General features: G+C 62.4%; 26 protein-coding genes. 11 read left to right on the top strand and 15 right to left on the bottom strand.

Annotation, left to right across the window (positions count from 1 at the left end):
- Nucleotides 1-13 precede the first annotated feature (13 nt).
- The 4 genes from LB523_RS19150 to LB523_RS19135 are packed head-to-tail and all read right to left on the bottom strand — an operon-like array spanning nt 14 to nt 4,163.
- A complete protein-coding gene (locus LB523_RS19150; RefSeq protein WP_224605931.1) occupies nt 14-592 on the bottom strand; it encodes a DUF3726 domain-containing protein in 579 nt (192 codons plus the stop codon).
- Nucleotides 589-2,238, bottom strand: coding sequence for a hypothetical protein (locus tag LB523_RS19145; protein WP_224605928.1), 1,650 nt, complete (start codon nt 2,236-2,238; stop codon nt 589-591). Before LB523_RS19145 ends, LB523_RS19150 begins: the two co-directional genes overlap by 4 nt.
- Nucleotides 2,235-3,239 carry an Ldh family oxidoreductase gene (locus tag LB523_RS19140; RefSeq protein ID WP_224605923.1) on the bottom strand — a complete coding sequence of 335 codons (1,005 nt, stop codon included), beginning with the start codon at nt 3,237-3,239 and terminating at the stop codon, nt 2,235-2,237. Before LB523_RS19140 ends, LB523_RS19145 begins: the two co-directional genes overlap by 4 nt.
- A gap of 15 nt (nt 3,240-3,254) precedes the next feature.
- Nucleotides 3,255-4,163, bottom strand: a complete 909-nt coding sequence (locus LB523_RS19135; protein WP_224605919.1) for a LysR family transcriptional regulator — start codon at nt 4,161-4,163, stop codon at nt 3,255-3,257.
- A gap of 100 nt (nt 4,164-4,263) precedes the next feature.
- On the opposite strand from LB523_RS19135, the gene LB523_RS19130 reads away from it, so the two are divergent.
- The 3 genes from LB523_RS19130 (at nt 4,264) to LB523_RS19120 (ending at nt 7,641) form a co-directional block, all read left to right on the top strand.
- Nucleotides 4,264-5,712 (top strand): aldehyde dehydrogenase family protein, encoded by a 1,449-nt coding sequence (locus LB523_RS19130; protein WP_224605917.1) that lies wholly within the window; start codon nt 4,264-4,266, stop codon nt 5,710-5,712.
- Nucleotides 5,709-6,707, top strand: a complete 999-nt coding sequence (locus tag LB523_RS19125) for a membrane dipeptidase (RefSeq protein ID WP_224605914.1) — start codon at nt 5,709-5,711, stop codon at nt 6,705-6,707. Before LB523_RS19130 ends, LB523_RS19125 begins: the two co-directional genes overlap by 4 nt.
- Nucleotides 6,708-7,416: 709 nt before the next feature.
- Nucleotides 7,417-7,641 carry a multiprotein-bridging factor 1 family protein gene (locus LB523_RS19120; RefSeq protein WP_224605911.1) on the top strand — a complete coding sequence of 75 codons (225 nt, stop codon included), beginning with the start codon at nt 7,417-7,419 and terminating at the stop codon, nt 7,639-7,641.
- 1,196 nt (nt 7,642-8,837) lie between these two features.
- On the opposite strand, the gene LB523_RS19115 is transcribed toward LB523_RS19120, so the two are convergent.
- Nucleotides 8,838-9,089, bottom strand: a complete 252-nt coding sequence (locus LB523_RS19115) for an EAL domain-containing protein (RefSeq protein ID WP_411966482.1) — start codon at nt 9,087-9,089, stop codon at nt 8,838-8,840.
- Nucleotides 9,090-9,644: 555 nt separating this feature from the next.
- Between LB523_RS19115 and LB523_RS19110 the strand changes: the two genes are divergently transcribed.
- Together LB523_RS19110 and LB523_RS19105 are read left to right on the top strand one after the other, a co-directional pair.
- Nucleotides 9,645-9,947 (top strand): hypothetical protein, encoded by a 303-nt coding sequence (locus LB523_RS19110; RefSeq protein ID WP_224528505.1) that lies wholly within the window; start codon nt 9,645-9,647, stop codon nt 9,945-9,947.
- A gap of 37 nt (nt 9,948-9,984) precedes the next feature.
- Nucleotides 9,985-10,239 (top strand): hypothetical protein, encoded by a 255-nt coding sequence (locus LB523_RS19105; protein ID WP_224605908.1) that lies wholly within the window; start codon nt 9,985-9,987, stop codon nt 10,237-10,239.
- A 330-nt stretch (nt 10,240-10,569) separates the two neighbouring features.
- On the opposite strand, the gene LB523_RS19100 is transcribed toward LB523_RS19105, so the two are convergent.
- The 7 genes from LB523_RS19100 to LB523_RS19070 all read right to left on the bottom strand — a co-directional run bounded on the left by LB523_RS19100 (nt 10,570) and on the right by LB523_RS19070 (nt 17,710).
- Nucleotides 10,570-11,541: an ABC transporter ATP-binding protein gene (locus LB523_RS19100; protein ID WP_224605906.1), complete on the bottom strand. Its 972-nt coding sequence runs from the start codon at nt 11,539-11,541 to the stop codon at nt 10,570-10,572.
- Entirely contained in the window at nt 11,538-12,548 is a 1,011-nt protein-coding gene (locus LB523_RS19095; protein WP_140541243.1) for an ABC transporter ATP-binding protein, read from the bottom strand. Before LB523_RS19095 ends, LB523_RS19100 begins: the two co-directional genes overlap by 4 nt.
- Nucleotides 12,548-13,465 (bottom strand): dihydrodipicolinate synthase family protein, encoded by a 918-nt coding sequence (locus LB523_RS19090; protein WP_224605904.1) that lies wholly within the window; start codon nt 13,463-13,465, stop codon nt 12,548-12,550. Before LB523_RS19090 ends, LB523_RS19095 begins: the two co-directional genes overlap by 1 nt.
- 10 nt (nt 13,466-13,475) lie before the next feature.
- Nucleotides 13,476-14,336, bottom strand: coding sequence for an ABC transporter permease (locus LB523_RS19085; protein WP_411966481.1), 861 nt, complete (start codon nt 14,334-14,336; stop codon nt 13,476-13,478).
- A 26-nt stretch (nt 14,337-14,362) separates the two neighbouring features.
- Complete coding sequence (locus tag LB523_RS19080) at nt 14,363-15,322, bottom strand: ABC transporter permease (RefSeq protein ID WP_224605900.1); 960 nt, start codon at nt 15,320-15,322, stop codon at nt 14,363-14,365.
- 78 nt (nt 15,323-15,400) lie between these two features.
- Entirely contained in the window at nt 15,401-16,975 is a 1,575-nt protein-coding gene (locus LB523_RS19075) for an ABC transporter substrate-binding protein (protein ID WP_224605898.1), read from the bottom strand.
- A gap of 21 nt (nt 16,976-16,996) precedes the next feature.
- Complete coding sequence (locus LB523_RS19070) at nt 16,997-17,710, bottom strand: FadR/GntR family transcriptional regulator (protein WP_140542389.1); 714 nt, start codon at nt 17,708-17,710, stop codon at nt 16,997-16,999.
- Nucleotides 17,711-17,827: 117 nt separating this feature from the next.
- Here LB523_RS19070 and LB523_RS19065 point away from each other — a divergent pair, with 117 nt between their 5' ends.
- Genes LB523_RS19065 through LB523_RS19050 form a run of 4 tightly spaced genes read left to right on the top strand, consistent with a single transcriptional unit; the run spans nt 17,828 to nt 21,476 of the window.
- A complete protein-coding gene (locus tag LB523_RS19065) occupies nt 17,828-18,799 on the top strand; it encodes a Gfo/Idh/MocA family protein (RefSeq protein WP_224605895.1) in 972 nt (323 codons plus the stop codon).
- Nucleotides 18,796-19,791 (top strand): Gfo/Idh/MocA family protein, encoded by a 996-nt coding sequence (locus LB523_RS19060; protein ID WP_224605892.1) that lies wholly within the window; start codon nt 18,796-18,798, stop codon nt 19,789-19,791. Before LB523_RS19065 ends, LB523_RS19060 begins: the two co-directional genes overlap by 4 nt.
- Complete coding sequence (locus LB523_RS19055) at nt 19,781-20,530, top strand: hypothetical protein (RefSeq protein WP_224605890.1); 750 nt, start codon at nt 19,781-19,783, stop codon at nt 20,528-20,530. The genes LB523_RS19060 and LB523_RS19055 overlap by 11 nt, the downstream gene beginning before the upstream one ends.
- Before the next feature lie 7 nt (nt 20,531-20,537).
- Nucleotides 20,538-21,476 carry a dihydrodipicolinate synthase family protein gene (locus tag LB523_RS19050; RefSeq protein ID WP_224605888.1) on the top strand — a complete coding sequence of 313 codons (939 nt, stop codon included), beginning with the start codon at nt 20,538-20,540 and terminating at the stop codon, nt 21,474-21,476.
- Nucleotides 21,477-21,513: 37 nt separating this feature from the next.
- Here the strand turns inward: LB523_RS19050 and LB523_RS29280 are convergent, their stop codons facing one another.
- Nucleotides 21,514-21,642, bottom strand: a complete 129-nt coding sequence (locus LB523_RS29280) for a hypothetical protein (RefSeq protein ID WP_263490638.1) — start codon at nt 21,640-21,642, stop codon at nt 21,514-21,516.
- Nucleotides 21,643-21,889: 247 nt separating this feature from the next.
- Here LB523_RS29280 and LB523_RS19045 point away from each other — a divergent pair, with 247 nt between their 5' ends.
- Nucleotides 21,890-22,756 carry a hypothetical protein gene (locus LB523_RS19045; protein WP_224605886.1) on the top strand — a complete coding sequence of 289 codons (867 nt, stop codon included), beginning with the start codon at nt 21,890-21,892 and terminating at the stop codon, nt 22,754-22,756.
- Nucleotides 22,757-22,928: 172 nt separating this feature from the next.
- Nucleotides 22,929-23,159: a hypothetical protein gene (locus LB523_RS19040; RefSeq protein ID WP_224605884.1), complete on the top strand. Its 231-nt coding sequence runs from the start codon at nt 22,929-22,931 to the stop codon at nt 23,157-23,159.
- A gap of 43 nt (nt 23,160-23,202) precedes the next feature.
- On the opposite strand, the gene LB523_RS19035 is transcribed toward LB523_RS19040, so the two are convergent.
- Entirely contained in the window at nt 23,203-23,499 is a 297-nt protein-coding gene (locus LB523_RS19035) for a hypothetical protein (RefSeq protein WP_224605882.1), read from the bottom strand.
- 500 nt (nt 23,500-23,999) lie between these two features.
- A complete protein-coding gene (locus tag LB523_RS29485) occupies nt 24,000-24,287 on the bottom strand; it encodes a DUF6894 family protein (protein WP_411966480.1) in 288 nt (95 codons plus the stop codon).
- Nucleotides 24,288-26,009 lie beyond the last annotated feature (1,722 nt).

The raw sequence follows: 26,009 nt of genomic DNA, 5'->3' as shown, positions 1-26,009 counted from the left end.
TTATTCTCCCTTCTTATTCGTCGTCCACCCGGCCGCCGCCTGCGCCGCGCATGCGCGATCGCTCGCTTTCCGGCACATACGTTCTGGCGGCGAAGGAACTGAGCGCCGCAAGGGTTTGCTCGTCTATCGCGCCGCGCCGGCCCGTGGCCGGCTGCTCGATTTCGGCGCGATGTTCGATGACGACATCGGCGCGCTTCGCCAGCCCCGCAGGTCGCGCGACGCGCATGGCCGAGCGGCGCAGCATGGCGTCGAGCCAGACCGGCAGCCCGACACCAATGATCGCCAGCGGCAGCGCGCTCGCCGGAAGCGGAGCGTCGAGCAGCAAAGCCGCTGTTCGGATCGGACAGAGCGGCGTTTGGGCAGGCTTGTCGGCCTTGCCCTTTCGCCAGCGCGCCGCGCGAGCAGGATCGGGCGCCGTGAGGGATTGCGCGTTTTCGGCAAGGCTCAGCATGGCCATGCCCCAATTGTCGTCCTCGACGGCGAACCGGCGTGCGGCGCGGCCAATATCCTCGGCCAGTCCCCATGAAAACCCGGCGCCCCGCGCCGCCTTGGCGCTCAGCGTTTCCACCTCGTTGAGCGACAGGTCGATCACGCGGCCTCTCCTGCCTGCACGGCGACATCCTCGATCAGCGGCTCGCCGCTGAACAGCGCGATCCGCAGCCAGCGGTCCGAGCGGGGATCGAAGCTGCGCGCGCCGAAAAAAGCGAGCTTGGCACGCAATATGTCGACGGGCCGCAATTCGGCGCCGATCAGATTGTCGTGGATCTCGGCATAGGGGAATTTCGCGACGATCTGGGCGCGCCGCACCGCATGGCGCCATTCAGGCCGGCGCAGCAGGAAGTCCGCGACACTGGCCGAGGCCGGCTCCTGCGCCAGCGCGGCCGCCAGGCTGAGCGCGTCGCGCGCGGTGGCCAAAGGTTGTTCGAGCTCGGCGCCGTCCTCCTCGAACCGCTCGCCGAGCCGGGGCTCGAGCTTCTCCGCCGATACATACCAGAAGCGCGCATTGTGAGCCGGCTGAGCAAAGTCGATTGCCCTCGCCCATGAATAGCATTCGAGAAGCGCCTGGCGCAGCGAGCCGCAGTCGATGCCGCCGTCGATGGCATGGCCCGGCGTCTCGTCGGCTTTCATCGTGTCGCCGAGCTCGTCGACCAGCGCCCCGTGCGGCTCGAGGATCAGGGAGACGCAGGCCTCCTGCCCTTCCAGGGAGAAGTGCTCTTCCGCGAAGCGGTAGAGCGCATCCCAGGGCTGCGGTTTCGCCAGAAGGCGGTCGAGGTTTTCGGACAGCCGATCGAGATCGGCGGCCAGGGACCGGGTCGCGCCGGCCTGTCGGTCATCGTCGCTGTGCCAGCGGGCGACGCGTTGGGCCAGATCGGCGAGCGACTGTGCAAAGATTTTCCGTTCCGCCTCGCCTGCCTGCGGCTCGGCGCGCACCCGCGCCAGCGCGGTTTCGCGGGCGAGGAACCAGCTATGCGTCAGTAGCGGGTGGCGCACGAGGAAGGGCGCCATGCCGAGTCCCGTCGCGTTACCCACGCCGAGCGCCCGGCGCAACTGCGGCGCCAGCCTCGCCGCGCCGGCCGGATTGCGGCGACGGGCGATATGGTCGACAAGGTCGAGCGTGAAGGATCGGATCAGCCAGACGGTGAGCATCTCGGCCTGGAAGGATCCGGCAAGCTCCGGGCGCGCGGCGATCTCGTCGCGGTCGGCGATGCCGAACTTGCCGTTGCCGTAAACGGCCGTGGTGCGCAGCAGATAGCCGACGCCGAGAAGTTGCTCCTCGTCCGGCTGTTGTCCCCGCGCCAGCGCCGACGCCACGTCCTCGAACAGCCGCACGCTCTTGTTCGCGCGCGCCAGCACCAGCTCGCTTCTGGTGTAGCGGCCCGCCTCCTGCAGCGGCGCATTTGCTTCCAGCCGCGCGATTTCGGCGGCGTCCGGCAATCCGTCGTAAAGCACGTAGCTGGTATCCCAGGCCTGCGCGATCACCCGGTCGGACCGCTTCTCGTCATCGAGCGGTGTCGAGAAGGCGACCAAGCTGTAGGTCCGTGCCGGCGTCTCGATCGCATAGACGGCACGCCCGAACCCGTTGTCGTTGAGGTCGAACAGATGCTTGCTGACACGCCATTTCTCCCTGGAGGCGCGGCGGATCAGCTGGCGCAGGAAACTGAGCCGCGTCGGATGCGCCGCGCCCAGCCGCTTAAGGCGCATGACGACCTCCGGCGGGCGCAGCGCGATCGCCGTCATGTGGCGGTCCCGGCCAGCTTTTCGAGGGTGGCGAGCGTTTCGGCGGCCACCGCGATGCCTTCGGTTGCGTTCCGCTCTCGCGCGTCAAAGCGCTTCGTGCCCGGAAGCCTCGCTTCACTGACAAAGGCGCCGGCGACGGCTTCCAGATTCCCCGCGAATGCCCCGGCCGAGGTCGCATCGGGCGAGATTGCCAGGAAGAACTGCCCGGTTCCCGGCGGGCCACCGGCCGTGCCGGAGAAGGGGCTGGCGACAAGCCCGGGGTTGGCTCCCGTCAGGCATGAGGCGAAGATCTCCACCAAGAGCGCCGAGCCGACGCCCTTGTAGCCGCCCGCCGGCGCCATCGTGCCCTTCAACGCTTCGCCGGCATCGGTGGTCGTCTCGCCGCTTGCGTCGAAAGCCCAGCCGGGTGGGATCGGCTCGCCGGCGCGGGCGCGCTTGATGACCTCGCTCTTGGCGACGACGCTGGCGCTCTGGTCGATGACGAAGCGCGCCCCGCCCTGCCCGTCCGGGACAGCTAGCGACCAGGGATTGGTGCCCAGCGCCGCCTTACGGCCGCCCCAGGGTGCGATTGAGGCCGGCGCGTTGGTGAAGCCTAAACCAACCAGGCCGGCCTGGGCGATCCGCTCGGTGTGGTAGCCGAGCGCGCCGCAATTGTAGGAGTTGCAGATGGCGAGCGCCGCGACACCTTGCAAGCGAGCCGCCTCGATCAGCGCCGTCAGGCCGAGGGCGATGGCCGCATGCGCGAAGCCGTTGGCGGCGTCGACCGCGACGACCGCCGGAGCCGGCCGCGTCAGGCGCGGCTCGGCCCGCCCCAGCACCTTGCCGCAGGTCAGATGCTCGCAATAGGTCGACAGATACATCAAGCCGTGCGACTTCAACCCGTCGCGTTCCGCCCCCGCGATGCCGGCGGCCAAGGCCTCGGCCTGTCCCTCGCTGGCGCCGTGCCGCACCAGCGCGGCGCGGGCGAGCGTTTCGATGCGGGCTTGGGTCAGGCGTGTCATCCCCTCGCCCACCGATCATGCCGCCGCATAGCCGAACTCTCCCTCGCTCGCCCGCGTCTGCAGGCGGATGCATTCGATGAAGCGCAGCGACGCCGGCTGCAGGTTGCGGCCCTCCTTGGCGATCCAGCCGACGGTGCGGCTCGAACGCGGATCGGCAAGCGGCACGAACCGCACGTCGTGGCTCGATTTCCAGCGGCAGAGCCGGGGCAGTATGGTGACGCCGAGCCCGGCCTCCACCATCGCCAAATTGGAGCTCACATTGGTCGCGGTTAGCTTGGAGCCGGCGGCGAGCGCTTCGGTCTCGGCAAGCCCCAGTGCCGCGGCCGCGCCATTGCGGATGAAGCTCTCGCCATCGAGCTCAGCCCATTTCAACGGGCGCTTCGATCTTGCCAGGGGATGGTTGGCCGGGCAGACGAAATCGAGCGGCTCATGGAACAGCGGCTCGAAGCTAAGCTGCGTCCGCCTGCCGGCGAGCACGCAGAGGCCCACCTCCACCATACCGTTCTCGACCGCCTCGACGATGGCGCTGGAATCGCTGTCGCGGACGTGTAGGTCGAACCGGCTGCCTTCGGCGCGAAGCTGGGCGATCGCGCGCGGCAACAAGGTCACGGCGACCGACGGCACGCTGGCCACGTCGCAGCGGCCTTGCCGGTCCGCCGCGTAGCTGGTCATCGCCAGGCAGGCGCGGTCGTAATGGGCGATCATGGCACGCGCCTCGTCGAGCACGATACGGCCGACCGGCGAAAGCGCGCCCTTGCGCTCGCTCTCGAACAGCGGCGCGCCGATATCGTCTTCCAGTTGCTTCAAAGTCATCGACACGGCGGACGGCGTGCGGCCGATCTGGTCGGCGGCGGCACGCACGCCGCCGGTTTCGCAGACCGCGACGAAGCTGCGCATGCCGGTCAGGCTGATGGTTTTGGTCACCGTTAAGCTTGCCTGAACATTTGTGCCAAAAATTGAGCTTGATTGAAGTTCACAGCATTGGTTAGGTCGTTGTCAACCGAATTGATGCAGGTCGAACAGGATGTTGAGCGGTCAGAACTTCGTTGCAGGAGAATGGCGCGACGGTGCCGACTGGGTCGAGGATATCAATCCGTCCGACGTTGCCGATGTTGTCGGGCGTTTCGCGCAGGCACGGCCGTCCGACATCCATGACGCCGTCGCGGCGGCGCAAGGCGCGCAACGGGAATGGGCGGCGGCCGGGCTGGAGGCGCGAGCCGCCGTTCTGGACGCCATCGGACGCGAGTTGATGGCGCGCTCGAAGGAGCTTGGCGAGCTGCTGTCGCGCGAGGAGGGCAAGACCCTTCCCGAGGGCGTCGGCGAGGTCTATCGCGCCGGCCAGTTCTTCACCTATTTCGCCGCGGAGGCCTTGCGCAATCTGGGTTCCTCGTCCGATTCCGTCAGGGCCGGCGTGGATGTGCTGATCGAGCGCGAGCCGCTTGGGGTCGTCGCGATCATTTCGCCCTGGAATTTCCCCATCGCCACCGGGTCCTGGAAGATCGCGCCGGCGCTGGCCTTCGGCAATGCCGTTACCTGGAAGCCGGCCAGCGTCACGCCGGCCAGCGCCTGGGCGCTCACCGAGATCATCAGCCGGCAGGCGATCCCGAAGGGCCTGTTCAACCTGGTGATGGGTTCAGGATCGACGATCGGCCGCGAGCTTGCCGCCAATGCCGACATACAAGGGCTGAGCTTCACCGGCTCCGGCGCCATCGGCTCCGGCATCGCCGCGCTCGCCGCCGCGCGCTTCGTGAAGCTGCAGCTCGAAATGGGGTCGAAGAATCCATTTGTGATCATGGACGATGCAGACCTCGATCGCGCCGTCGACCTTGCCGTGAACGGCGCCTTCGGCGGCACCGGTCAGAAATGCACGGCCTCGTCCCGCCTGATCGTCCACCGGCCGGTGCATGACGGCTTCGTCGAGAAGCTGCTGGCGAAAACCAAGGCCCTGAAGGTCGGCCATGCGCTCGAAGCCGGCGTCCAGATGGGGCCGGTCGTCAGCGCCGAGCAGCTCTCGGCCAATCTCGATTATGTGACGCTCGGCATCAGCGAAGGCGCCGAGCTAGCGACCGGCGGCGAGGCGCTCGATCTGGCGCATCGCGGCCACTACATGGCGCCCGCAGTGTTCCTCAACGGCCGTTCGCGCATGCGCATCAACCAGGAGGAGATGTTCGCGCCGATCACCTGCGTGATGAGCGCCGACGATCTCGACGAGGCGATCTTTCTTGCCAACGATACGCCCTATGGGCTGACGGCCGGCATCGCAACGCGCTCGCTGGCGCGCGCCACGAAGTTCCGCCACGCCTCGCGCTCCGGCTGCGTAATGGTCAACCTGGCGACCGCCGGCACCGACTATCACGTGCCGTTCGGCGGCGTCCGCGCCTCGAGCTACGGGCCGCGCGAGCAAGGCCGCGCCGCGGTCGAGTTCTACACCCAGATCAAGACCTCCTACATCCACGCGGGCGCGCCCGAATGACCAGCGACGCGCCGCAGGTGCTCATCGACGGGTTGCAATACTGCAACTGGTCGCGCGCAATTTTCGAGGAGATGCGCCGGGGCGGGCTGACCGCGGTCCATGCCACGGTCGGCTATCACGAAGGTTTCCGCGAGACGGTGCGCCATCTCGTCGACTGGCGCACTTGGCTTCGCGACAATGAGGACCTGATCCTCCTGGCGCGCGATGCGGGCGACATCGAGCGGGCGCGGGCCTCGAACCGGACGGCGATCCTGCTTGGCCTGCAGAACCCGATGCCGATCGAGGACGACATCGGCCTGATCGAGATGCTTTTCGATCTCGGCATCCGCTTCATGCAGCTCACCTACAACAACCAGTCGCTGCTCGGCTGCGGCTGGATGGAAAAGGAGGACAGCGGCCTGACGCGGATGGGGCGCGAGGCGATCGCCGAGATGAACCGGCTCGGCATGATCATCGATCTGTCCCACGCCGGCGAGCGGACCGCGCTGGAAACGATCGCGCTCTCCGAGCAGCCGGTGGTCGTCAGCCACGCCAATCCACGCTGGCTGCGCGACAGCAACCGCAATGTCTCCAAGACCCTCTTGCAGGCATTGCGCGCAAAGCAGGGGCTGCTCGGCCTGTCGCTCTATCCGCTGCACCTTCCGAACGGATCGGACACGACGCTGGAGCAGTTCGGGAAAATGGCTGCGGAAGCGGCCGGGATCATGGGACCTGAACATCTCGGCATCGGCTCGGATCTCTGCCAGGACCAGCCCGACAGCGTGGTGCGCTGGATGCGCGAAGGCCGCTGGACCCGCGAGACACAGGCGGCGGCAAGTTTCCCGCAGCAGCCATCCTGGTTCAGATCGAGCCTCGATTTCCCGAAGTTGGCGCAAGGCCTCTCCTCGGCGGGGTTCGGTGCGGCCGAAACCGCGCTTGTTCTTGGCGGCGCCTGGCATCGCTTCCTCGAGGCCAGTCTGCCTTCGACCCGAGATTCGCAAGCCACCAGTAGGTAGATTTGGCCCGCATGATGGCGCTGTGGCCTTGAAGATGAAACCGCTTTCAGGTGTCACTGGACGCCGCCATCCTTGCGCAGGCGAAGTCTGCTTTTAAGAAGGGGCAAAAGTCACCTCGATGATCGAGATGGGTCGCAAAACTGCCGTTCGCGTCGCAGGTAGCTTGCGTGTCAGACTCTCCCGGCCCTACCGGTCTTCGCAGCACCAAGACAGACCCATCACGCCCGACACTGTAGAAAACATTGTACGCTCTCCGAGTGGGGGGGAAGGCGGTAGTGCTCTCCCGACTCGAACCCCTGATCACGTTCGTAATGTATGAGGCACTTTCGGCGCCATCCAGTGGCGCATCGGGGCGCAGCGTGGGGCCGGCAAACTCGCTATCGTACTGATGGCCGACCGGGCCCAACATGTGCGGCGGCTTCGGAACCTTGCGATCAGAAAAAGCGCTGTGGGATCGCGTGCGCCGCCGAAGGGTTTGGCAAAGCAAAGGCGGAGTGGCTGGCCCGGTCTGGTCGGCAACGCCGTAATGGTTTGGAACCGGCGGTTCGCCGCGGAGTTAGCTTGTACCCGTCAAGGGTGATTTCACCCAACCGGAAGAACTCCGATGGCAACAAGCAGGAAAGCCGCTGCCGCTGATAAGGGTCTCGCGGACCTTCGGCAAGTTGGCACGGTCAGGCGGGACATAAGCCGCTAGACATGGACAGCTGAGATGGTGGCCGAGCTGACTCCAGAGCAGTCGAAGCCCGCGCGAGCCCTGCTTAACTGGTCACAAGTCCGTCTGAGTGCCAAGTGCAATCTGAGTGAGGGCACGATACGCGATTTTGAGAATGGTATTAGGACGCCGCGCCCGTTGAAGGTCGCAGCCATCCGTCAAGCATTCGAATCGGCGGGCGTGGTATTCGTCTCAGGCGCGAGTCCTATCCTGAGTAAATGACCTCCATGGAAATCCGCGCATTAAAAAACCCGCCGGCCGGAAGTAGCGGGCTTATCCAGTTCGCCTGAGCTTCGATAGATCAGGGCGGAGGCGGCGGCACAGATGGGACCGCGACGATTGCGGAAAGCTTCGCCTTGCGAGCCAGCGTCGGCTGCTCGTAAGTCTTCTTCATGAGAATTCCCCCGGTTTCGATTGATCCCTCAAACACGATGACACTGTCCCGTGCCTTCTCTGGTTGCCAAGCTCCGAGAAACAAAGTTGCACCGGATGGTTTGGGCCTGTCGACTAAGGGCAGAGCATCATCACGACCTATTATTTCCACGTCGACAACAGCTAATTCATCTCCGACGTAGATGGTGTCAATCTCCCGCGGCAAGGAAGGAGCCGTGCGGGCTGCCGGCGAGATGATAAACGAGAGCAAACATTCTTTCTGGAAGTATACGAAGCCTCGGATCATGAAAGTGACGGACGATGAAAATCATCTCCTGTTCACGCTTCAGGTCGCGGCGAAAGTCCCATCAGGGAATGCGCTCTACATACCGCAAACGGAGGCTGTGCACGTCTAGGCCGCCGCCCGACAAAAAGCCCGCCGGCCAGAGCCAGCGGGCAGTACTGGAGTAGCATGGGGCGCGAAGTGGCAACGTGCGCGGCAGGCTACTCGGGAACAGCGCAAAAGCCCGAGTTGTTACCCCGACACCTGTGTCTTGCCCGTCAGTCGTAATACGCGTCGGACAGACGTCTTATCCGCCAACTCATAAGTCCCGACGACGCAACATATTCCGTAGATCTTCATTTGGGAGTGCTGGCGAGCATAGTCCCTTCATCGCCAATTCATAGATGCCCACCATTACCTGCGACGATGGTGGGCATCCATCAGCCTAAAGGTGCCGGATTGCCGATTCCTCAAGAGCTTAACGACGAATATCTCACCTTTGAGTGCCCACGGTGCGAACGCCCCATCGTACGAAAAGGCACATGGTTTAAAACCATATCCTCATTCAAATGCCCGTCCTGCAACGCGGCGCTGAGGCTTGGATACCCCGAAAAGCTGCACCTGTTCGAGAAGCACAAGCGTCTGCCCGGGGGACCTCACGAACCGGCGAACCCGCCTGCCTGAACCAAGCCGTGGCTAACCGTACGACCTGTATGGATCGCATCGCACGCCAATCTTGCTCCATTTCTCGATTATCAAGCTCTCAAATGGGCTGCTTCTTCGAATAGGGCAAAGACCTTAGACTGAGGTAGGGGGCGACCGAACAGCCAACCCTGTCGGTACAGCCAACCCTGTCGGTACAGCCATTCTCCCTGATCAACTGATACTGTTCCTCAGTTTCGACGCCCTCGGCTGTCGTGGTCATGCCGAGAGTGGCCCCAAGTTCGGCGACGGCCTTGACGATCGCCCGGCTTTCGCTGCTTTCCCATATCAGGCTGACAAAGCTACGATCGATCTTGATGCGGTCGAAAGGGAAAGAGCGCAGATAAGTTAGGCCGAAGCCTGTTGTTCGCCTGAAGGCATTTATCCGGGATCCCCTACCAATCGGCAGAGGTTAGTGTTGTCCGGCTTAGGAACCGCTAATGATCCACCGAGATGGATTTCTAATCTAACAAAAATAGGACCTTTACTCGCCGCAGTCACTGGGTGCGAACGGCCGGTAACGGCTGCAAATAGAAGCGCTTATCTTTAAAGGCGGGCTAACTCCCTCCGCCCGCTCGCCGCACTGTCGGAGGCTATCGAACGAAACCGACCGCCGGCTCTAACTATTGATTTCCTGCCCGACAGCTCAATTGGCACCACCGCAGGCGTGAATGATCCGTGTCATGCCACCACCAAGTTTTGGCGCATGCTCCTTCGGCATTTGCGGCAGCGAACCTTCCGCACGAGGGCAGACACAATCCAGAAACATTCAGGAAAAACTGCAGAAATCATTCAAGCGTATCATGCTCTGGAGGGATCAGTTCATCGGCTGCAGCAGTGCTGCACTTGCTCGGGTTTGCGACAAGCGATGCACAGAATCTCGATCAACTTGATGGGTGCGTTGCTCAGCTTGTCGCTCGCTACGGCAGCGACCGGACCCTCCACCTCAAAGGCGGCGCCGCTCACCCGGACCGAGCGTTGCACCATTCTCAGCCGTCAAGTCGACGAAGCCCTCAAAACGCATGCCGCGGCAACGCAGGTCACCGCGGCGAAAGCTCTTCAGAGAAAGGGAAACCGGTACTGCGCCAAGAAGAAGGAGGCGCAGGGAATCCGGATGCTCGCGAAAGCTTTGAAGCTGCTTGGAGTAACACCCATCGATCCTGATGGGTGACGCTCAACCCCCGACTTGCCAAACAAGGAATAGACACATGAAAAAGTCTCTTCTGTCTGCCGTCGGTCTTGCATTCGCGCTCGCCGTCTCGATGCCAGTTCTCAGCCCTAACGACGCCGCCGCGGCTACGAAGCCAGCGCCAGCAGCGACGGCCGCAACTGGCTCTGCACCCGCTTCGGATGCTATGACCATGAAGAAGGCTAAGAAGCACGTAAGGAAGGCCTGCAAGGCGACCAAGAAGCACAAATGCCCGGTGAAGCACAGGAGGAGCGCCGCGAAGAAGGCCTATTAAGGTGTGAAGCATCGCAAAGAAGGCCGTCCACCTCCGCATATACCGGGATGGCCTTTTTTGCTCCCGCCTGCGACTGAGTGGGCGCAACGACCGGCTCTTCGTGCCGGCCCGCTCTTTTCGTCATGGACAGCAGTTACGCGCCCTTTGCGGCGTCCTCGATCAACCTGACCACGAAGTTGCGGCATCTCTGGCCCGGACTTATCCCCTATATTTCCAACCTCCTCCGCCCCCATTGCGGGTACAGAAACGGACACCTCCCCGCTCAACTGCGCGCTGACTGTGAATGTCCCAAAAAGTATCAGAACTACTCCAATTTTTAGGCTGCCATGTTCAGCCTATGTCGTCGCGAATGCATGCCTTCATACGTCCAGGAGCTATCTCCCGTAGCCGTGGCACGGCGCCGGCACAGGCAGCCATCGCTGCGGGACAGCGCGTTCTGAAAACACATCCCGACGGCGGATTGGCGGGACTTGGGATGTCGCCTTTCAGTATCTGCCGTTGCTTCCTGGCGAACGCATCTGGCGATGGGACGGCCGACAGCAATGCCCGTGTGTAGGGATGCCCAGGCCGGACATAGAGATCGGTCGCGGGCGCGACTTCCATGATGCGTCCGAGGTAGAGAACGATGACCGTGTCGCAGATATATTCGACAACGGCGAGGTCATGCGAAATGAACAGCATGGTGAGGCCAAGCCGGACCTGGAGATCGCGAAGAAGATTGATCACCTGGGCCTGAATAGACACGTCGAGTGCCGAGACCGGTTCGTCCGCGACGATAAACTCGGGCTCCAGCATAAGGGCTCGCGCGATGCCGATGCGCTGGCGCTGGCCGCCCGAGAATTCATGCGCGTAGCGGTCATAGGCATCGACCGGCAGTTCGACGGTGGCGAGCGCCTTTTCGGCGCGGGCGCGGCGCTCGGGCCGATTACCGATGCCCTGGATATCGAGGCCCTCGGTGAGGATCTGGCCGATAGTCATGCGCGGCGACAGACTGGCGAAGGGATCCTGGAAGATATACTGCATGTTGCGACGTTGACGTCGAAGCTCCCTCGCCCCGAGCTTGACGATGTCCTTGCCGTCGAAGCGTATCTCGCCTGAAGTCGGCTCGATCAGCCGCAATACGGAACGGCCAATTGTCGTCTTGCCGGAACCGGATTCGCCGACCAGCCCGACCACCTGACCACGTGGAATGTCGAATGAAATATCCTGCAGCGCCTTGACCACAGGTCCGCGCGAGAACGCTGTCGGCGCGAAATGCTTGGTCAGGTTGCGAACGGACAGATAAGGAGCCGGCGCGCTCATAGCTCCTCCCAGCGGATGCAGCGGCTCGTCTGTGTCGGCGATACCTGCAACAGCGGCGGCACGGCGGCGCGACAGGAGTCGATCGCCATCGGGCACCTTGGAGCAAAAGAACAGCCTCCGGGCAGCATGGCCAGCGAGGGGACATTGCCGGCAATCGTCGGCAGCGGTGTGCCGGCCGCCTTCAGCACCGTTGCTTGGCCAAGTCGCGGTGCCGATCGCATCAGGCCTGTCGTGTAAGGATGGCGCGGACGGGCAAAGACTTCGCCAACCGGGCCGGTCTCGACGATGCGGCCGGCATACATGACGGCCACGCGGTCGGCGATTTCCGCAACAACGCCAAGATTGTGGGTGACGAAGAGGATGCCCATGCCGCGTTCGGCCTGGAGAGTGGCAAGCAGATCGAGGATCTGCGCCTGGATCGTCACGTCAAGCGCCGTCGTCGGTTCGTCGGCAATCAGCAATGTCGGGTTGCATGCGAGCGCCATGGCAATGGTGGCCCGCTGACGCATGCCGCCCGAGAGTTCGTGCGGGTATTGTTTCGCGCGCCGCGCGGGGTCCGGGATGCCAACCTGCATCAGCAAGCGCACCGCTTCGGCTGCCGCCTCGCGATGCGATTTGCCAAGATGGATGCGCATCGGCTCGGCGATCTGCTCGCCGATAGTGTAAACCGGGTTCAGGCTGGTCATCGGCTCCTGAAACACCATGCCGATGTCGTTGCCGCGCACGCGGCGCAGTTGCTCCGCGTCCAGCCCGGTCAGCTCGGTGACGGAACCGTCGCGTCGTCTGATCGAGATATGGCCGTGAGCGATATGGCCGATCTTCGGCGCCAGGAGCCCCATGATGGAGAGGCTGGTGACTGACTTGCCCGAACCGGACTCGCCGACCAGCGCCACGGTCTCGCCGGAGCCGATCTCGAGATCAACGTCCTGTACGGCCGCAATGTCGCGCCCCGCAATGCGAAACACGGCACGCAATCCGGCAATCTGGAGGATCGGCGCTTCCATGATCAGCCAAGCAGGCCGACGTCGCGCAGGATCGCGTCGACCTTGGCGGTTTCCTCGGCATTGAGATCGCGCTGCGGGCGGGCCATCCTGTTGGTGGCGATGATGCCGAGGCTGCGCATGGCGGTCTTGAAGGAGCCGACGCCGGCTGAACCGGCGCTGGTGCGCCCGAGCGCGATCCAGACGATCTCGAACAGCTTCAGCAGGCGTTCCTGCTCGACGCGGGCCTCGGCATGCTTGCCGGCCTGCATCAGGTTCCACATCTTGACGTAGCCGTGCGGGTCGACATTGGCGATGCCCGGCACAACACCATGCGCGCCCATGGCGAGAGCAGTATCGACCATGATCTCGGAGCCGGTCATGCCGAAGAAGCCGGCGTCGCCGGCCATGTCTTTCAGCACATAACGCAGATTGCCATCGTCGCCGCTGGAATCTTTCAGGCCGGCAACGGTGCCTTCCTTGGCAAGCGTCACCGTCGTCTTGCGATCGAGCTTGATATGGACGCAGACCGGGATGTCATAGGCAATGATCGGGATGTCGATCGCATCCTTGATATAGCGGAAATGATCGATGATCTCCGGCTGGCTGGTGCGCGTGTAAAAGGGCGCGGTGACGACGATTGCGTCGGCTCCGGCCGATCTGGCGATCTTCGAATGGTTGATGACACGGTCGGTGGTCGGATCGATGACGCCGGCGAAGATCGGAACGCGGCCGTTGTTGACCTTTACCGCGTGCTCGATGATCGCCTTGCGCCCGCCTTGGTCGTGGAAAACCACCTCGCTGGTCGAGCCAAGCACGAACAGTCCGTGGACGCCGCCGTCGAGCAGGTTCTCCAGCGTCCGGGTGAACGACGGAAAGTCGATGCTGTAGTCGTTGTTGAGGGGGGTAACGACTGGCGGCACGACGCCGGTAAAAAGTGGCATTTTGAAACCTTCAGTTGAGATCGGATCGGGGATCGAAAGCATCACGCAGGCCATCGCCAATGAAATTGATGGCGAGGACCGTGAGTACGAGGGCGGCACCGGGGAACATCCACTGCCAGGGGTATTGTTCGAGGACGACGGTGGAGCGGGCAAGATTGAGCATATTGCCCCAGCTCGCTTCGGGTGGTGCGATGCCGAGGCCGAGGAAAGAGAGGCCAGCTTCCAACAGGATCGCGTTGGCGATCTGCAAAGTCGCGTAGACGACGAGGATGTCCATGCAATTGGGCAGGCCGTGGCGAAACAGGAGATGCGGCAGCCCTGCCCCCATGCCGCGCGCGGCAACGACGAAATCGCGCTCGCGCAGTTCGAGGAGGCGGGCCCTGACCATGCGCGACAGAACTGGCCACGATAGCAGCGAGATGACAAGGATTGTCGGCGCGATGCCGGTGCCGGCGATCGAGGCAAGAACCAGCAAGAAGATGACTGGCGGCAAGGTCATGGCGAGATCGACGAAGCGCATCGCGGTTGCATCGACGACGCGGCCGCCGAAGCTCGCGATAGCACCGATGAGGAAGCCAATGACGGTGGAGATCGCGACCGAGCAGACGGCAACCAGCAGCGAGATGCGACCACCCTGCAGAAGCCGCGCGAAAACGTCGCGGCCGACACCGTCGCTGCCGAGCCAATGGGTGGCGGACGGTCCCTTGTTCATGGCCTTCAGGTCGATGGCGTTGGGAGCGTATGGCCACCACCAGTGGTAGGTCATGACCGCTATCAGCACGGGGATCACGATGACCAGACCGGCCCGCGCGGCGCGGTTCTCGATGAAGCGGCCGAGTGCGCGGCGCAATGGACCCTTGGTGCGCTGCATGGGTGGTTCGATCTCGGCAATCGTCATCACCCCACCTGGATGCGCGGGTCGACAAAGGCGTAGACAACATCGGTGAGAATGTTGACCAGAATGACGCAGACACCGATCACCAGCGTGGCACCCGTGATGACGGGATAGTCACGCGTGCCGACGGCGTTGACCAGCAGCAAGCCCATGCCTGGCCAGTTGAAGACGCTCTCCAGGAAGATCGCGCCGCCGATCGCGATGCCAACGGTCGACCCGATCAGCGTGATGACCGGCAAGAGCGCGTTGCGGGTGGCGTGCTTGATGATCACCCAGAACTCTCGCACGCCCTTGGCCCGGGCGGTGCGGACATAATCCTGGTTGAGCACTTCGAGCAGCGAAGCGCGCATATAACGCATGATCAGCGCCGCGTGGCCGATCGACAGCAGGCATGCCGGCAGAATTAGATGGGCAAGCACATCGGAGATCGAGAATGGCGCGCCCGCGGTCTGCATGCCGCCTGACGGCGCCCAGCGCAGCAGAACCGAGAAAAAATAGAGGCCAAGCAGAGCGGTCAGGAAGGCCGGACTCGATATGCCGATGAACGACAGCACGGACATCGCAATGTCGGGCCAGGCGTTGCGGCGCACGGCGCTGTAGATACCGGTCGCAATACCGACGACAATGGCGATCGCCAGCCCCGCGCCCATCAGGAGAGCCGTGGGTCCGATGCGCTCCATCACCAGCGGCAACACCCGCACGCCGTTGCGCTGGATCGAATAGCCGAAATCCCCCGACAGAGCCGCACGCACCCAGCCGAAATACTGAAGCGGCAGCGGCCGATCGAGACCGAGGCGGTCGCGCAGGGTCTCGAGATCGGAAGCCGACATCGGCACGGAAGGATTGATATATGCGTCGATCGGATCGCCCGGCGACAGGCGCAACAAGATGAAGATGAGGAGGCTCAAGGCAACCAGCATCAACAGTCCTGTGGCGCAGCGGCGGGCTATGAAGCTCAGCATTGGCTTTCCGCAAGTGGATGGTGTGGGCCGAATCCCAGAGGAAACCGGCCCTTGTGGCGGGCCGGGAGACCCGCCTGCTCACTGAATGTCCCAGGCCTCGGGATGAGCGGCGTAAGGACCGCCGGCGGGCGCAGGCGTCCAGACGAAATCCTTCAGCTTATTGGAGGCAACGCCGTAGCGATTGGCCACCCACAGCGTTGCCCACGGAAGGTCCTTGTTCATCACCTTGCAAACGTCCTGCCAAGCGGCATCGAGCTTCGATGCATCGGTTTCACCGAGCGCCTTGTCTAAAGCCGCGCTCAGGTCGTCGAACTTGATGCGCATGGTGTTGAAGCCGGCGGGCGGAATCTGCGACTTGTTCAGGCCCGGATTGATGCCAGCCGGGTTCGGGCCATTCTGCAGGCCGGCATAGACCATGGGAAATGCGTTCCAGTCCGGCGTGCCTCCCTTGTAGACGATGCCATTGTAGGTCGGCGTGTCGACGACGCGCGGCACGACGTTAACGCCGACCTGTGACAGCATGGATTGGATGGCTGCCATGACATTGGCAGCCTGCGGAGAGCCGTAATAGGTCAGCAACGTGATGGGCTTGTCGCCGTTGATCTTGTCCCAGCCCGCCTCTGCCAACAGCGCTTTGGCCTTGGCCGGATCGTAGGCGTAGGTTTCCAGCCCTTCGGGGACCAGTTGCGGCGCCACAAAGCCGCAGTTGGCTGGTTTGGCTGCGCCGCCATAGAGGCTCTCTATGATCGCGTTACGGTCGATGGCGTACATGATCGCCTGACGAACCTTGAGATCCTTGAACAGGTCGACCTGCTGGTTGAGACCGATATAGTTGACCACGTAGGAGCCGCCTTCGATCACCTTGAAGTTGGAATCGGTCTTGAACGACGCCGCGTCGTCAGGCTCGACATAGGTGAATTGGATCTCACCAGCACGCAGCGCCGCGACCGCCGCGGCCGGGCTCTCGAAATAGCGGTTAATCAGCACGTCGACTTTCGGCTTGCCGCCACGATAATCGTCATCCGCGGCCAGTTCGACATATTGGTCGGTGACGTATTTCTTGAACTTGAACGGACCTGTGCCGACCGGATTGGTCGACCACCAGGTGCTGGTTGCCAGCGACTCCGGCGGCATTCCGGCAAGAGCATGCTCCGGCAGGATCAGCACCTGCGAAAGAATGGACAGAAAGGAGGCGTTCGGCTTCGACAGCTTGATGATTACGGTGCTGTCGTCGGGCGCCTCGACCGAAGCGATATCGCCGAGGCGTGCCGCGAACAGGCTGCCGGAAGCTTTGTTCTTGGCAAGATCGATGGTGAATTTCACGTCCTTCGACGTGAACGGCTTGCCGTCGTGCCAGCTCTCCTTGACCAGGTTGAATGTATAGGTCAGCTGGTCGGCGCTCACCGTGTAATTCTTGGCCAGGTCGCCTTCGAGTTGGGTCAGCCCCGCATTCCAGACGACCAGCGGTTCAAAATAGGTGCTGAGCCAGGTGAAGCCGCCAGTCGCGACTAGCGGGTTGAAGTTCTTGGGAAAACCGCCGGGGCCGACGTCAAAACCACCCGCAATGGTCTTTGGACTTTGCGCCTGCACGATGGTCGGCAGGCCGGTGCCGAACAGCAGCGCGGCAGCGATGGCTATCGTCTTGATGCGCATGGTTTCCTCCCTTGGCATTTTTCAGGTTGTGCGGTTTTTGGCGATAACTTGCTGGATACCTCTGTAGTGATCGTCGAGCCGGCTACGTGCCCGGTCAACATCCTTGGCGGCGACCGCCTCGACGATTTCATGATGATCGCGCCAGGTGGCGAGCGGCGTCGGATTGTCGAGATTGGTGAAATCCGAGGCCTTGTTGAACGCCACCCAAAAGATATCGATCAATGCGCTGAGCATGTGGTTGTTCTGGCAGCGGAACAGCATCTGATGGAATTGCTGGTCCTCTTCGGCAAAGCTCTCGCTGCGCTCCGCGCGCTGGCGCATGCTTTCGGTCAACCGGCGAAGCTCGTCGATGTCTTCGGCGCTGATCATCTCGATGGTCTTGGAGATCAGCCCGGTCTCGAGCACACGCCGAATCTCGCGCAGTTCCTCGACGTCGCGCAGCGAGTCCTGCAGGCCATAAGCCAGATTGTCGAGTAGTGGCTTGAAGGAGAATTCCTTGACGAACACGCCGATGCCACGACGCGTCTCCAGGATGCCGATCGATTCCAGCGCCTTGATCGCTTCGCGGACCGAATTGCGGCCAACGCCGAGCCGCTGCGCCAGGAAGGTCTCCGGGGGCAACGGGTCGCCTGCCTTGAGCCTGTTCGCCTCGATATAATTCCTCAGGCTCTCCTGGACGGTCACATGCAAAAGCGGTGGTCGGCTAAGCGGTTCGATCGACTTCAATACCGGCATCTTGTTTCCTGTTTCCACTGCTGTCCGACGCCGATAACCACTTCGCTTGAGGGGCTGACGACTTGTCCTATAACGACTTGTAGGATATCCTGCAAGTGCAGGAGGAAATATCGGGAGATGAAAGTCGTTTTAGCCGGCATTAGCCATTGGCACGCCGACTTGCATCTCGATGCGGCGCGCGATGCCGGCGCTGAAATCATCGGCGTGTGGGATGAGGACGAGGCGCATGCAAGGGGCTTTGCAGCGCGCAACTCGCTGAGCGCGATTGCTGCATTCGAAGACGTCCTTGCAACACCTGCGGATCTGATCTTGCTGATGGGACATCCTTCGAGCTTGCCGGCCAGGGCGCGCAGGATAATCGAAGCCGGCGTCCCGCTTATCCTTGAGAAGCCGGCAGCGACCGGCACGGCGCCGCTGATGCAACTGAGAGACCTAGCCCATCAACGAAAAGCCTTCGTCGGCGTGCCTTTACCCAATCGCTTTGGCCCGGCGGTGATCGCCTTTGAGAGGCTGCGAAGGGAAGGCCGCGCCGGCCAAGTCGCGCACGGCCATTTCCGCGTCGTCAACGGGCCGCCCGAGCGTTATGCCGCCGATGGTGTCGGCTGGGTGGTCGATCCCGCGATTGGCGGAGGTGGCGCATTGCGCAATCTGGGCATCCACGGTGTCGATGCAGCGCTGAGCCTGGCCAGTGGAGAGCTCCATCTCAAAGATGTATCGATGGGAAACCGCATCCACAGGGCTTCGGTTGAGGACTACGCATTGCTGGTGCTCGAGGACAATGCCGGCGCAGTGTTCACCATTGAGGCGGGCTATACCTTCGCTTCAATGCTCCCTGGCGGGGATTTCGAATGGCGCATCGTCTCCGCCAACGCCACGCTCATCGACCGTGGCGACAAGGCGATCTGCGCAACTCTCGACGACGCTACGGTTGTGGACCTGCCGGTCGAACTGCCGGCTACTCGCTACCGCCTCAGCATGCGCGACACATTCGAACGGTTGCGGCGAAACGCTGCGCCGGCAATCTCCATAGACGACTATGTTGCGGCGATGTCGCTGATCGACGCCGCATATCAGAAGGCAGCACGATGATTGCACTAGGCATTATCGGCGCGGGCGATTTTGGCGCCGCGCATGCACGCGCAATCAAGGAGGTCGACGGCATCCGCCTCGTCGCAGCCTGCCGTGGAAACGCGACGGCGCTGGCGGCTTTCACGGCCGAATATGGCGGCAAGGGCTACACCGACTGGCGCGAACTTCTCGAAGACAGTGGCGTCGATGCCGTCGTTATCGCTGCCCCGCACGCGCTGCATGCCGAAATGGCGATCGGCGCGGCCAAGGCCGGCAAGCACATTCTGCTCGAAAAGCCGATGGCGCGAACTGTAGCCGAATGCGATGCAATCAATGCGGCTGTGGCGCAGAGTGGCGTCAAGCTGATGGTCGCCCACCTCCTGCATTTCTCGAAACCTTGCATGGCAGCCAAGAAGGTCATCGAGGCAGGCGAGATCGGACGGCCGCTGATCGCGTCGAGCTGGATGATCAAGCTCTGGATGGAGCACAACCGGCGCGACTGGCACCTGCGCAATGCTACCGGTGGCGGCATGCTGATGACGGCCGGCATTCACGCGCTCGACGGTCTCGTCTGGCTGATGGATGACGAAGTCATCTCGGTGAGCGCCATGCTCGGCGCAAAATTCCATCAGCAGGAAGCGGATGATACGTCGATGCTGGCGCTGCGTTTCAAACGTGGCGGCCTGGGCCAGGTGCAGAGTATTGGCTATCGCAACGGTGCGGTCGGCTTTGCGATGGATCTCGTCTGCGAGCGCGGCACGCTACGCATCGACATGGATCGCGGCACGATGATTGGTCGGGATACCGTGTGGACCGACCTGCCGGATTCGTTCGAGCCCGCCTGGATGCACAATGCGGTGAAACGCGAATGGGCAGCGTTGCGCGACGCTATCGTCGACGACAAGCCGGTACCGGTGACGGGCGCCTATGGGCGCAACCTCATCGGCATCATCGAGGCAGCCCACGCCTCGGACAAATCCCGCCGCGAGGAAACAATCGCTGATGCCGGCTGACATAGATACGATTGCCGAGGCCATCGCCGAGGCTCACGGGAACCCGCGTCGACGCGTACCGGGGTCGCGTTTGGTCGACCTGACGCGCGGCGATGCGATGGCCGTTCAAGGCGCGGTGTTGAAGCAGCTCCGAGAGCGCGTGCCCGTCGCCAAGGTGGCCATGCCGCCCGATGGTATCGCGATGGCTGCGCCGATCCCCGCCGGAATAGTTGTCGACGATGGCGGAACGATCGAACTTCGCGAACGCGACCTCGCCGGGCTCGAGATCGAAGTGGCTGTCAGGCTCGGCGCCGACCTGACGCCCGAGATCGCCAAAGCTGGCCGCTCGGCCGTGTTGCAGACCATCCAGCATTTCATTCTCGGCATCGAGCTCATCGGCTCTCGCATTGACGACCGGACCAAAGCCGGCCCGTTCGCGCCGCTGGCCGACAATATGGTCACAGGCGGTTACGTCATCGGCAGGCAGACACTGGCGCAAGCGCCGAAGGTCGACGGGATGGCGATCACGCTTTCCAGCGACGGAGCGATCAGCCAGCGCGAGACCGCCAAATACCCGTTTGGCGATGCCCTTTCTCCCATCATCGCTTTCGCCGGAATGGCCGACGATCATTTCGGCAGCTTCAAAAAAGGCATGGTGATCACCACCGGATCGTTGTCGCCGCTACTGATCGTTCCAAGGAGGGGCCGCATAGAGGTCAATCTTGGAGACTTCATGCCGCTCTGCTTCACGCTGCGCTAGTCGGACCATGAGTGATCATCTCTCCGCCCTCCCCGCAGACGCGCCGCGCGGCATCTGGGGCGCCGTGATGCTGGCCGTGGGCCTGGATGGCAATATCGACTGGAGCGCCACGCAAGAAACCCTCGCGCGGCTCTGCGCATCCGGCGTTCACGGCGTCTATTCCAACGGCACGGCATGTGAATTCCATTGCCAGACTGAAGCAGAGTTCGACCGGCTGAGCGAGATGGTGGCGGCAGTCGCCGGTGCCGCGAGAATCCCATTCCAGATCGGCATCAGCCAGTCCAATCCGCGAGTTGCATGCGAGCGATTGAAGCGGGTTGGGGGATTGGGACTCTCCGGAGTGCAATTCACCTTGCCGGACTGGTGGCCACCAAGCGACGAAGAAGTGCTGCGTTTCGTCTCGGGCTTGGCCGAGGCAGCGCCGAGCACTCCTCTGGTGCTCTATAACCCGCCCCACGCCAAGCGGCGGCTCGCTCTAGAAAGTATTGCCGCATTGGGCACCGCGGTACCCTCGCTTGTCGGGGCAAAACTCCCCGGCGGCGACGCCAGCTGGTACGCCGGCATGCGGCGCGAACTGTCGGGCCTTTCGGTGTTCGTGCCAGGCCACACGCTGGCAACCGGTTACGCGAACGGTGCGCATGGCAGCTATTCGAACATCGCCTGCCTTAGCCCGAAAGGCGCACTGCAGTGGTGGGCGCAGATACGAGCCGGGGAACAAGCGGCCTTCGAGATGCAAGCACGCGTACAGGCCTTTCTCGCGGACCACGTCCTACCATTTCGGGCACGCTACGCCGTCAGCGACGCCGCCCTCGACAAGGCAATGGCGGCAGCCGGCAGTTGGAGTTCGATCAGGGCCCAGCTGTTGTGGCCCTATTCTTCGGTCCCCGACGAGGACATCCCACCGCTGGCGACGGCGGCACGCGTTGCCTTTCCTGGATGGTTCTAGCATGGCGCGCTTGCCGAATGGTACTGACGGGGAGACTTTAGCGATATGGGGCAGCTGCGGCTGCTTTTCGTACTCGGGCGCTATTCGCGCGGTCAGAAGTCGGCGTGACGATCTCGCGGGTGAATTCGTTCGTATTGGTCTTCTTGACGGTGCCGATGGTCGCCATTTTTCAGTCTCCGTTCTCGTTTGCGAGCCCGCACCATGCGGCCTCGATGGCGATCGTGAGGCCACAGGCGACCGCTGCCGTATCGCTTGCGACCGCAGCAAAGCGTAGGATGGCGCAGGCGCGCGTTTCTTGGTTCGGCGAGGAACGGGCTTCGCCCAGGGGATGAAACTCGCGACGCGCCATTGCGGCATAGGCGGTCGAGGCTTCAGCCGTCCTTCGGTTTCGAGAGGTTGGTGGGCTCTAGGAAATGGCCGACGGAGGCACTGGCGCCATCGGTGGCTCAGAAACAGAGCGGATTGGTTCGCCAAGTGAGCTACAATGGCTTGCCTACATCAAAGCCTTCGCCTACCCCGCGACAAACGCCGATGAGGACGATCATGAATGTCTTATTTCGGGCCGGAAGCGGTCGGTCAGCTTTCGATGCGAGATCATCAGACATCCGCTGCTGCCCATCCAACTTGAGCTCTTGCAAGCTTCACGAACTTCTTGCGTTGCACCTTTGCCGAATCTTCTGAGCCTATGTCGCCGCGCCCAACCCTCGCAGTGTGGCCTTGGCCGCGTGGTATTAGTCGAAGCTCCGCGGGCAGTCGCTGGCCGCGATCCGGTAAAGGCGCAAAGCTTCTTCCCCGCGTTGCTGCAGTCGATTGAATTCGGCGGTATAGAAATTGGTCTCACGAACCTGTCCGGTTTTCGTCGTCCGGATCATCGGCTGCCCTCAATGTATTGGCGGGTGTCCTTGTCAAGCAACGTTCGAATCACTGGCGCCGGCCACTTTGTCATATCGAGCTTGCCAGTCGCGTCCTGCAAGCGACCTGAAGAGCCTTCTCACTCACGACATCGACGGACTGCTTCAATTCAACCGAGTCGGACGCGAGGTGAGCTCCGCGGCGATCAACAAGCTGCCCAACGACCATTCCGGCCTGTTCGTCTCGGCGATCTGAAGCCGGAATACTGCAAGCGGGGCATTGCGCTGGTGCGTGACATTCACCCCGCTTTTGTGATCCCCGGCCGCGGCGTGATCCGGAAGATGCAGGAGTATCTGAGCAGCCCATATCCTGGCTACGGTTTAGAGACGAGCCGATACGCGGAGCTACTGAAACGTTCGGCAGCATGATTGCGCGCCTTTCCTACCGTTCCGATGATTAGGGCGAGGCATAGTCTCTCGTATTCCGGCGCCGCTGAAGAGGGTACGGTCCGGTCGGGGTGAACTAAGGCGAGAGAGCCCGCTTGCGTTGCAGCCTCCAGTTGCGCAATTCTGCTCATGCGAGTCTTTTCGGGGATAGACAATGTTTCACGACATTTGCCTGCAAGCCTATCGTCTGGGCGGGGTGGACGCAGTCAACTCACTCCTCAAGCAGCAATTTCCGGCCGATGCCGATCGAATCCGCGCTATGCAAGATCTTGAGGACACTGGTTATTGGTCGATCTCGTGGCACGAGAAAAAGCATCCCGACGGCGGGGTGTACCGCGACTTCGGAAATGTGAGGGAATACCTAGCCGACGAGGGAGAGCATTGATGGTCCGCTTGTTGCACGAAGCGTTCCAAATGAGGGCTTGCAATTATGCCCGCCAGCTTATGGGCAAAGGCGTCGAACCCTTGCGCTGCTTCGGCGTCATCGCATGATTCGTGAACTGTAGATTCCGGTCGTCGCGACCGGCGGCACGGCACTCGTGGCAGTAGACGACTTTGATCAGACCCCAATGCATGGCGGAATGATCCGGCCCGAGCCGCTTCACCATCTCGGCCATGTCGAGCACGGCCATGCGTTTGCACGTTAGGCAGCTCACCGACAGGCCTGTGCCGGCCTTCAGCTTCTTGCCCAGCGTATCTTCAACGAAGGGGTGTTCTTTGCCCACGGCGATCTCCAGAGAGGTCGCCCCATCCGAGTGAGATATGGCGATCGGAGATCATCGTTGGCAAGAGGCCGGAGCAAAGATCATTCCTCCCTTTGAAGGGTGATGTCGGCCGCGCTTCACGCTAGGCGACGGGCTGTTGTCGGAATGGCCAGCCTTGAGGGCTACGGCGCACGTATTAACAGCCTCTAAAATGCAAAGCCCGCTGCCGGGGTCCAACAGCGGGCTTCAGCAATTGGCTACACCCCTGAAGGATCGACCATTTACCGTATATTAATCGTCACTTATTGAAGCCGCCGCCGTCAAGCCTCCCAAGCTTCCGCGATCACACCATGTCGATCGCAGATGCTTTAGCTACTTTGCATATGCGGCGGATCACGGTTCGCCAGGCCGGCGCACGCTTAGGCAATCTCCAAAACAGAGGCGCCGGCCACCCTTAGTCCGCCGCCAGGTGTGGGGGCACACCAGCGGCGGGCTATCGGGTTAGTCGCCAAGGGGTAGTTTCAGCCGCCAGCGAGGAATGGCAAGGCCTTCGATAGCGTGTCGTCCTGCAACGAGGACTGAGGTCCGAATGCTTCCCGGCCCGAAATACCCGATTTGATGCTAACGTTTGCAACCGAGCGCCCGAATCCGTCGCGGATCGTGCAGGTTAGATCGCGATCACCGGCCGGGAACCTTCGTAGGAGGTCGAGTGCCGTTGCCTTGGCTTGCGCAAAGTCTTTGAAGGTATCTCCACGTGCATCGTGGTAGACATCACCGCCATGAGATAGGTCGAAGAAGAAGCGAGGCATGGGGGCCGATTTTAGCAAGGCCCCGCAAAAGGTTCATTATCCGTTTGAGGGACAAAGGGTTCATGCGCTGATTTGGGGGTGGACAATAAGGAAGCCCGGCCTGTCAGGGGCGGGAGATATGGGCTAACAGCCCGGGCCATATTCCTGCTCGGGGGGGTGGACAGAGAGCGAATGTTACGCTGGTTTGCGTTGACGCGCTTTAACATGTGTTCGTTGCCGGAAAAGAAAAGCCCGTCGCGGCCAAGAGCGTAAGCGACGGGCTCTGTTCCTGAGGCGGCCGGTTCCCTGAAGGAGAATCGACCAATGACGCGTCCGACGTGTCACCGCAGCCACGGTTCCCGACAAGTTGGAACATTAGAACAATCTTGACTAACCGGTAAGCCGCGCCAGAGTCGGTCCCATGGCTAAAGCAAGCCTGCTGTTCAGTCCCAGGGAGTCGTAACGCTATCCTGAAGCCGTAATTCGCAGGAGGCGTTATGGCAGACATACACCAACGCCCGCACAACGCCGCGAGTTCGAGCCGAGTTCCAACGTCGCAAGAATCGACCGGCGTCCTGGGCCGGCAATACGGCCTGAGCCGCACGACGGTCGCGAAGTGGCGGCACGGCGACGGAACGCACCGTTGAAGACAATGAAGGGACGGCCGCCCTGCCCTGTTGACCTCCCGAGCAACTTAAGTTCGCGCCTCGGGAAAGACGTTGAACTCCTTGCAATGATTGGAGAACCTTCATGCGAATGCTTACCCTCTCTGCAGCATTTTCGCTGGTGGCCGGCCCGGCCACATCGGCGGATGGCTTGACGACCTCGAACCAACCCTTCCTGAACGGCACAAACAACAGCGCGCCGACAGCCGATGCTGTGCCGGGCCAGGGGTAGTCCCTGTCGGGTGCCGAGCATACCGTGCCCGGTCAGCGGCACGCAGACGGGTGCCTCACTCAGGACCATGCCGTCGGCACTCGGGGTAAGACGGCGCCATCTGCTAACTCTCGCTGACCGCCTTCCGAATACTAGGCGGCACTCGTAGGAACGTCAGCGAGCGCGCTTGGAATCTTTGTTAGGACTGCACCCGCCCGGGCTGCAGCGCGCGCTGCAACTTGGACTACTTAGCGGCGCGGGCTTCTTCGCCTGGACCCCAATACGCTCTCGGCGTGCGGCGGGGGTCTGCTGCTGATCCCGGCGGGTGTCGTTCCTTACCGCAGTACCGCCGTCGCTCCCGTGATCACGCTTACCGAGCTCATGGCAAATCCGGTGCGGATCCTGGCGTTTCGTCGCGACATCGACTGGAGCATCGTGTGCTGGTATTTGCCGGGAGCTATCGGCGGCGCGGCAGCGGGCACTGGCTGTTCGCCAGCGCCCGCCCCGAGTGGCTGCAGATCCTCATCGGACTCTATGTGGTAGGCGCGGTTTGGGAGTTCGGGGAAGCGCGCGCAAGTGCAGCTATCGAGCGCGGCGCTGGCGCTGGTGGCTCCTGCCCGCCGGGCTCGCCGTGTCCCGAATCCTTAAATTAGAGGAAGCTTGTATTTAATTTAATTCAAGATCAAGATCATAATGCCGGGAGGATCCACCGGCATGGCCCGGCTGCGTTCCTAAATACCCCTTAGCCCAATGCAGCCGGGCCGCCCGGTCGAGATTCCGGCGGTGCGCATTAGCGGAGGCGAGAACAGCGAGCTGCGATCGCAGAAGAGCACAGAATTGACCCCGTCCAATTCATCCTTTCCGGCT

Source organism: Mesorhizobium sp. ESP-6-4, assembly GCF_020164735.1.
In the GTDB taxonomy this organism is placed as follows: Bacteria; Pseudomonadota; Alphaproteobacteria; order Rhizobiales; family Rhizobiaceae; genus Mesorhizobium.
This window is presented reverse-complemented; position numbering and strand designations above follow the sequence as displayed.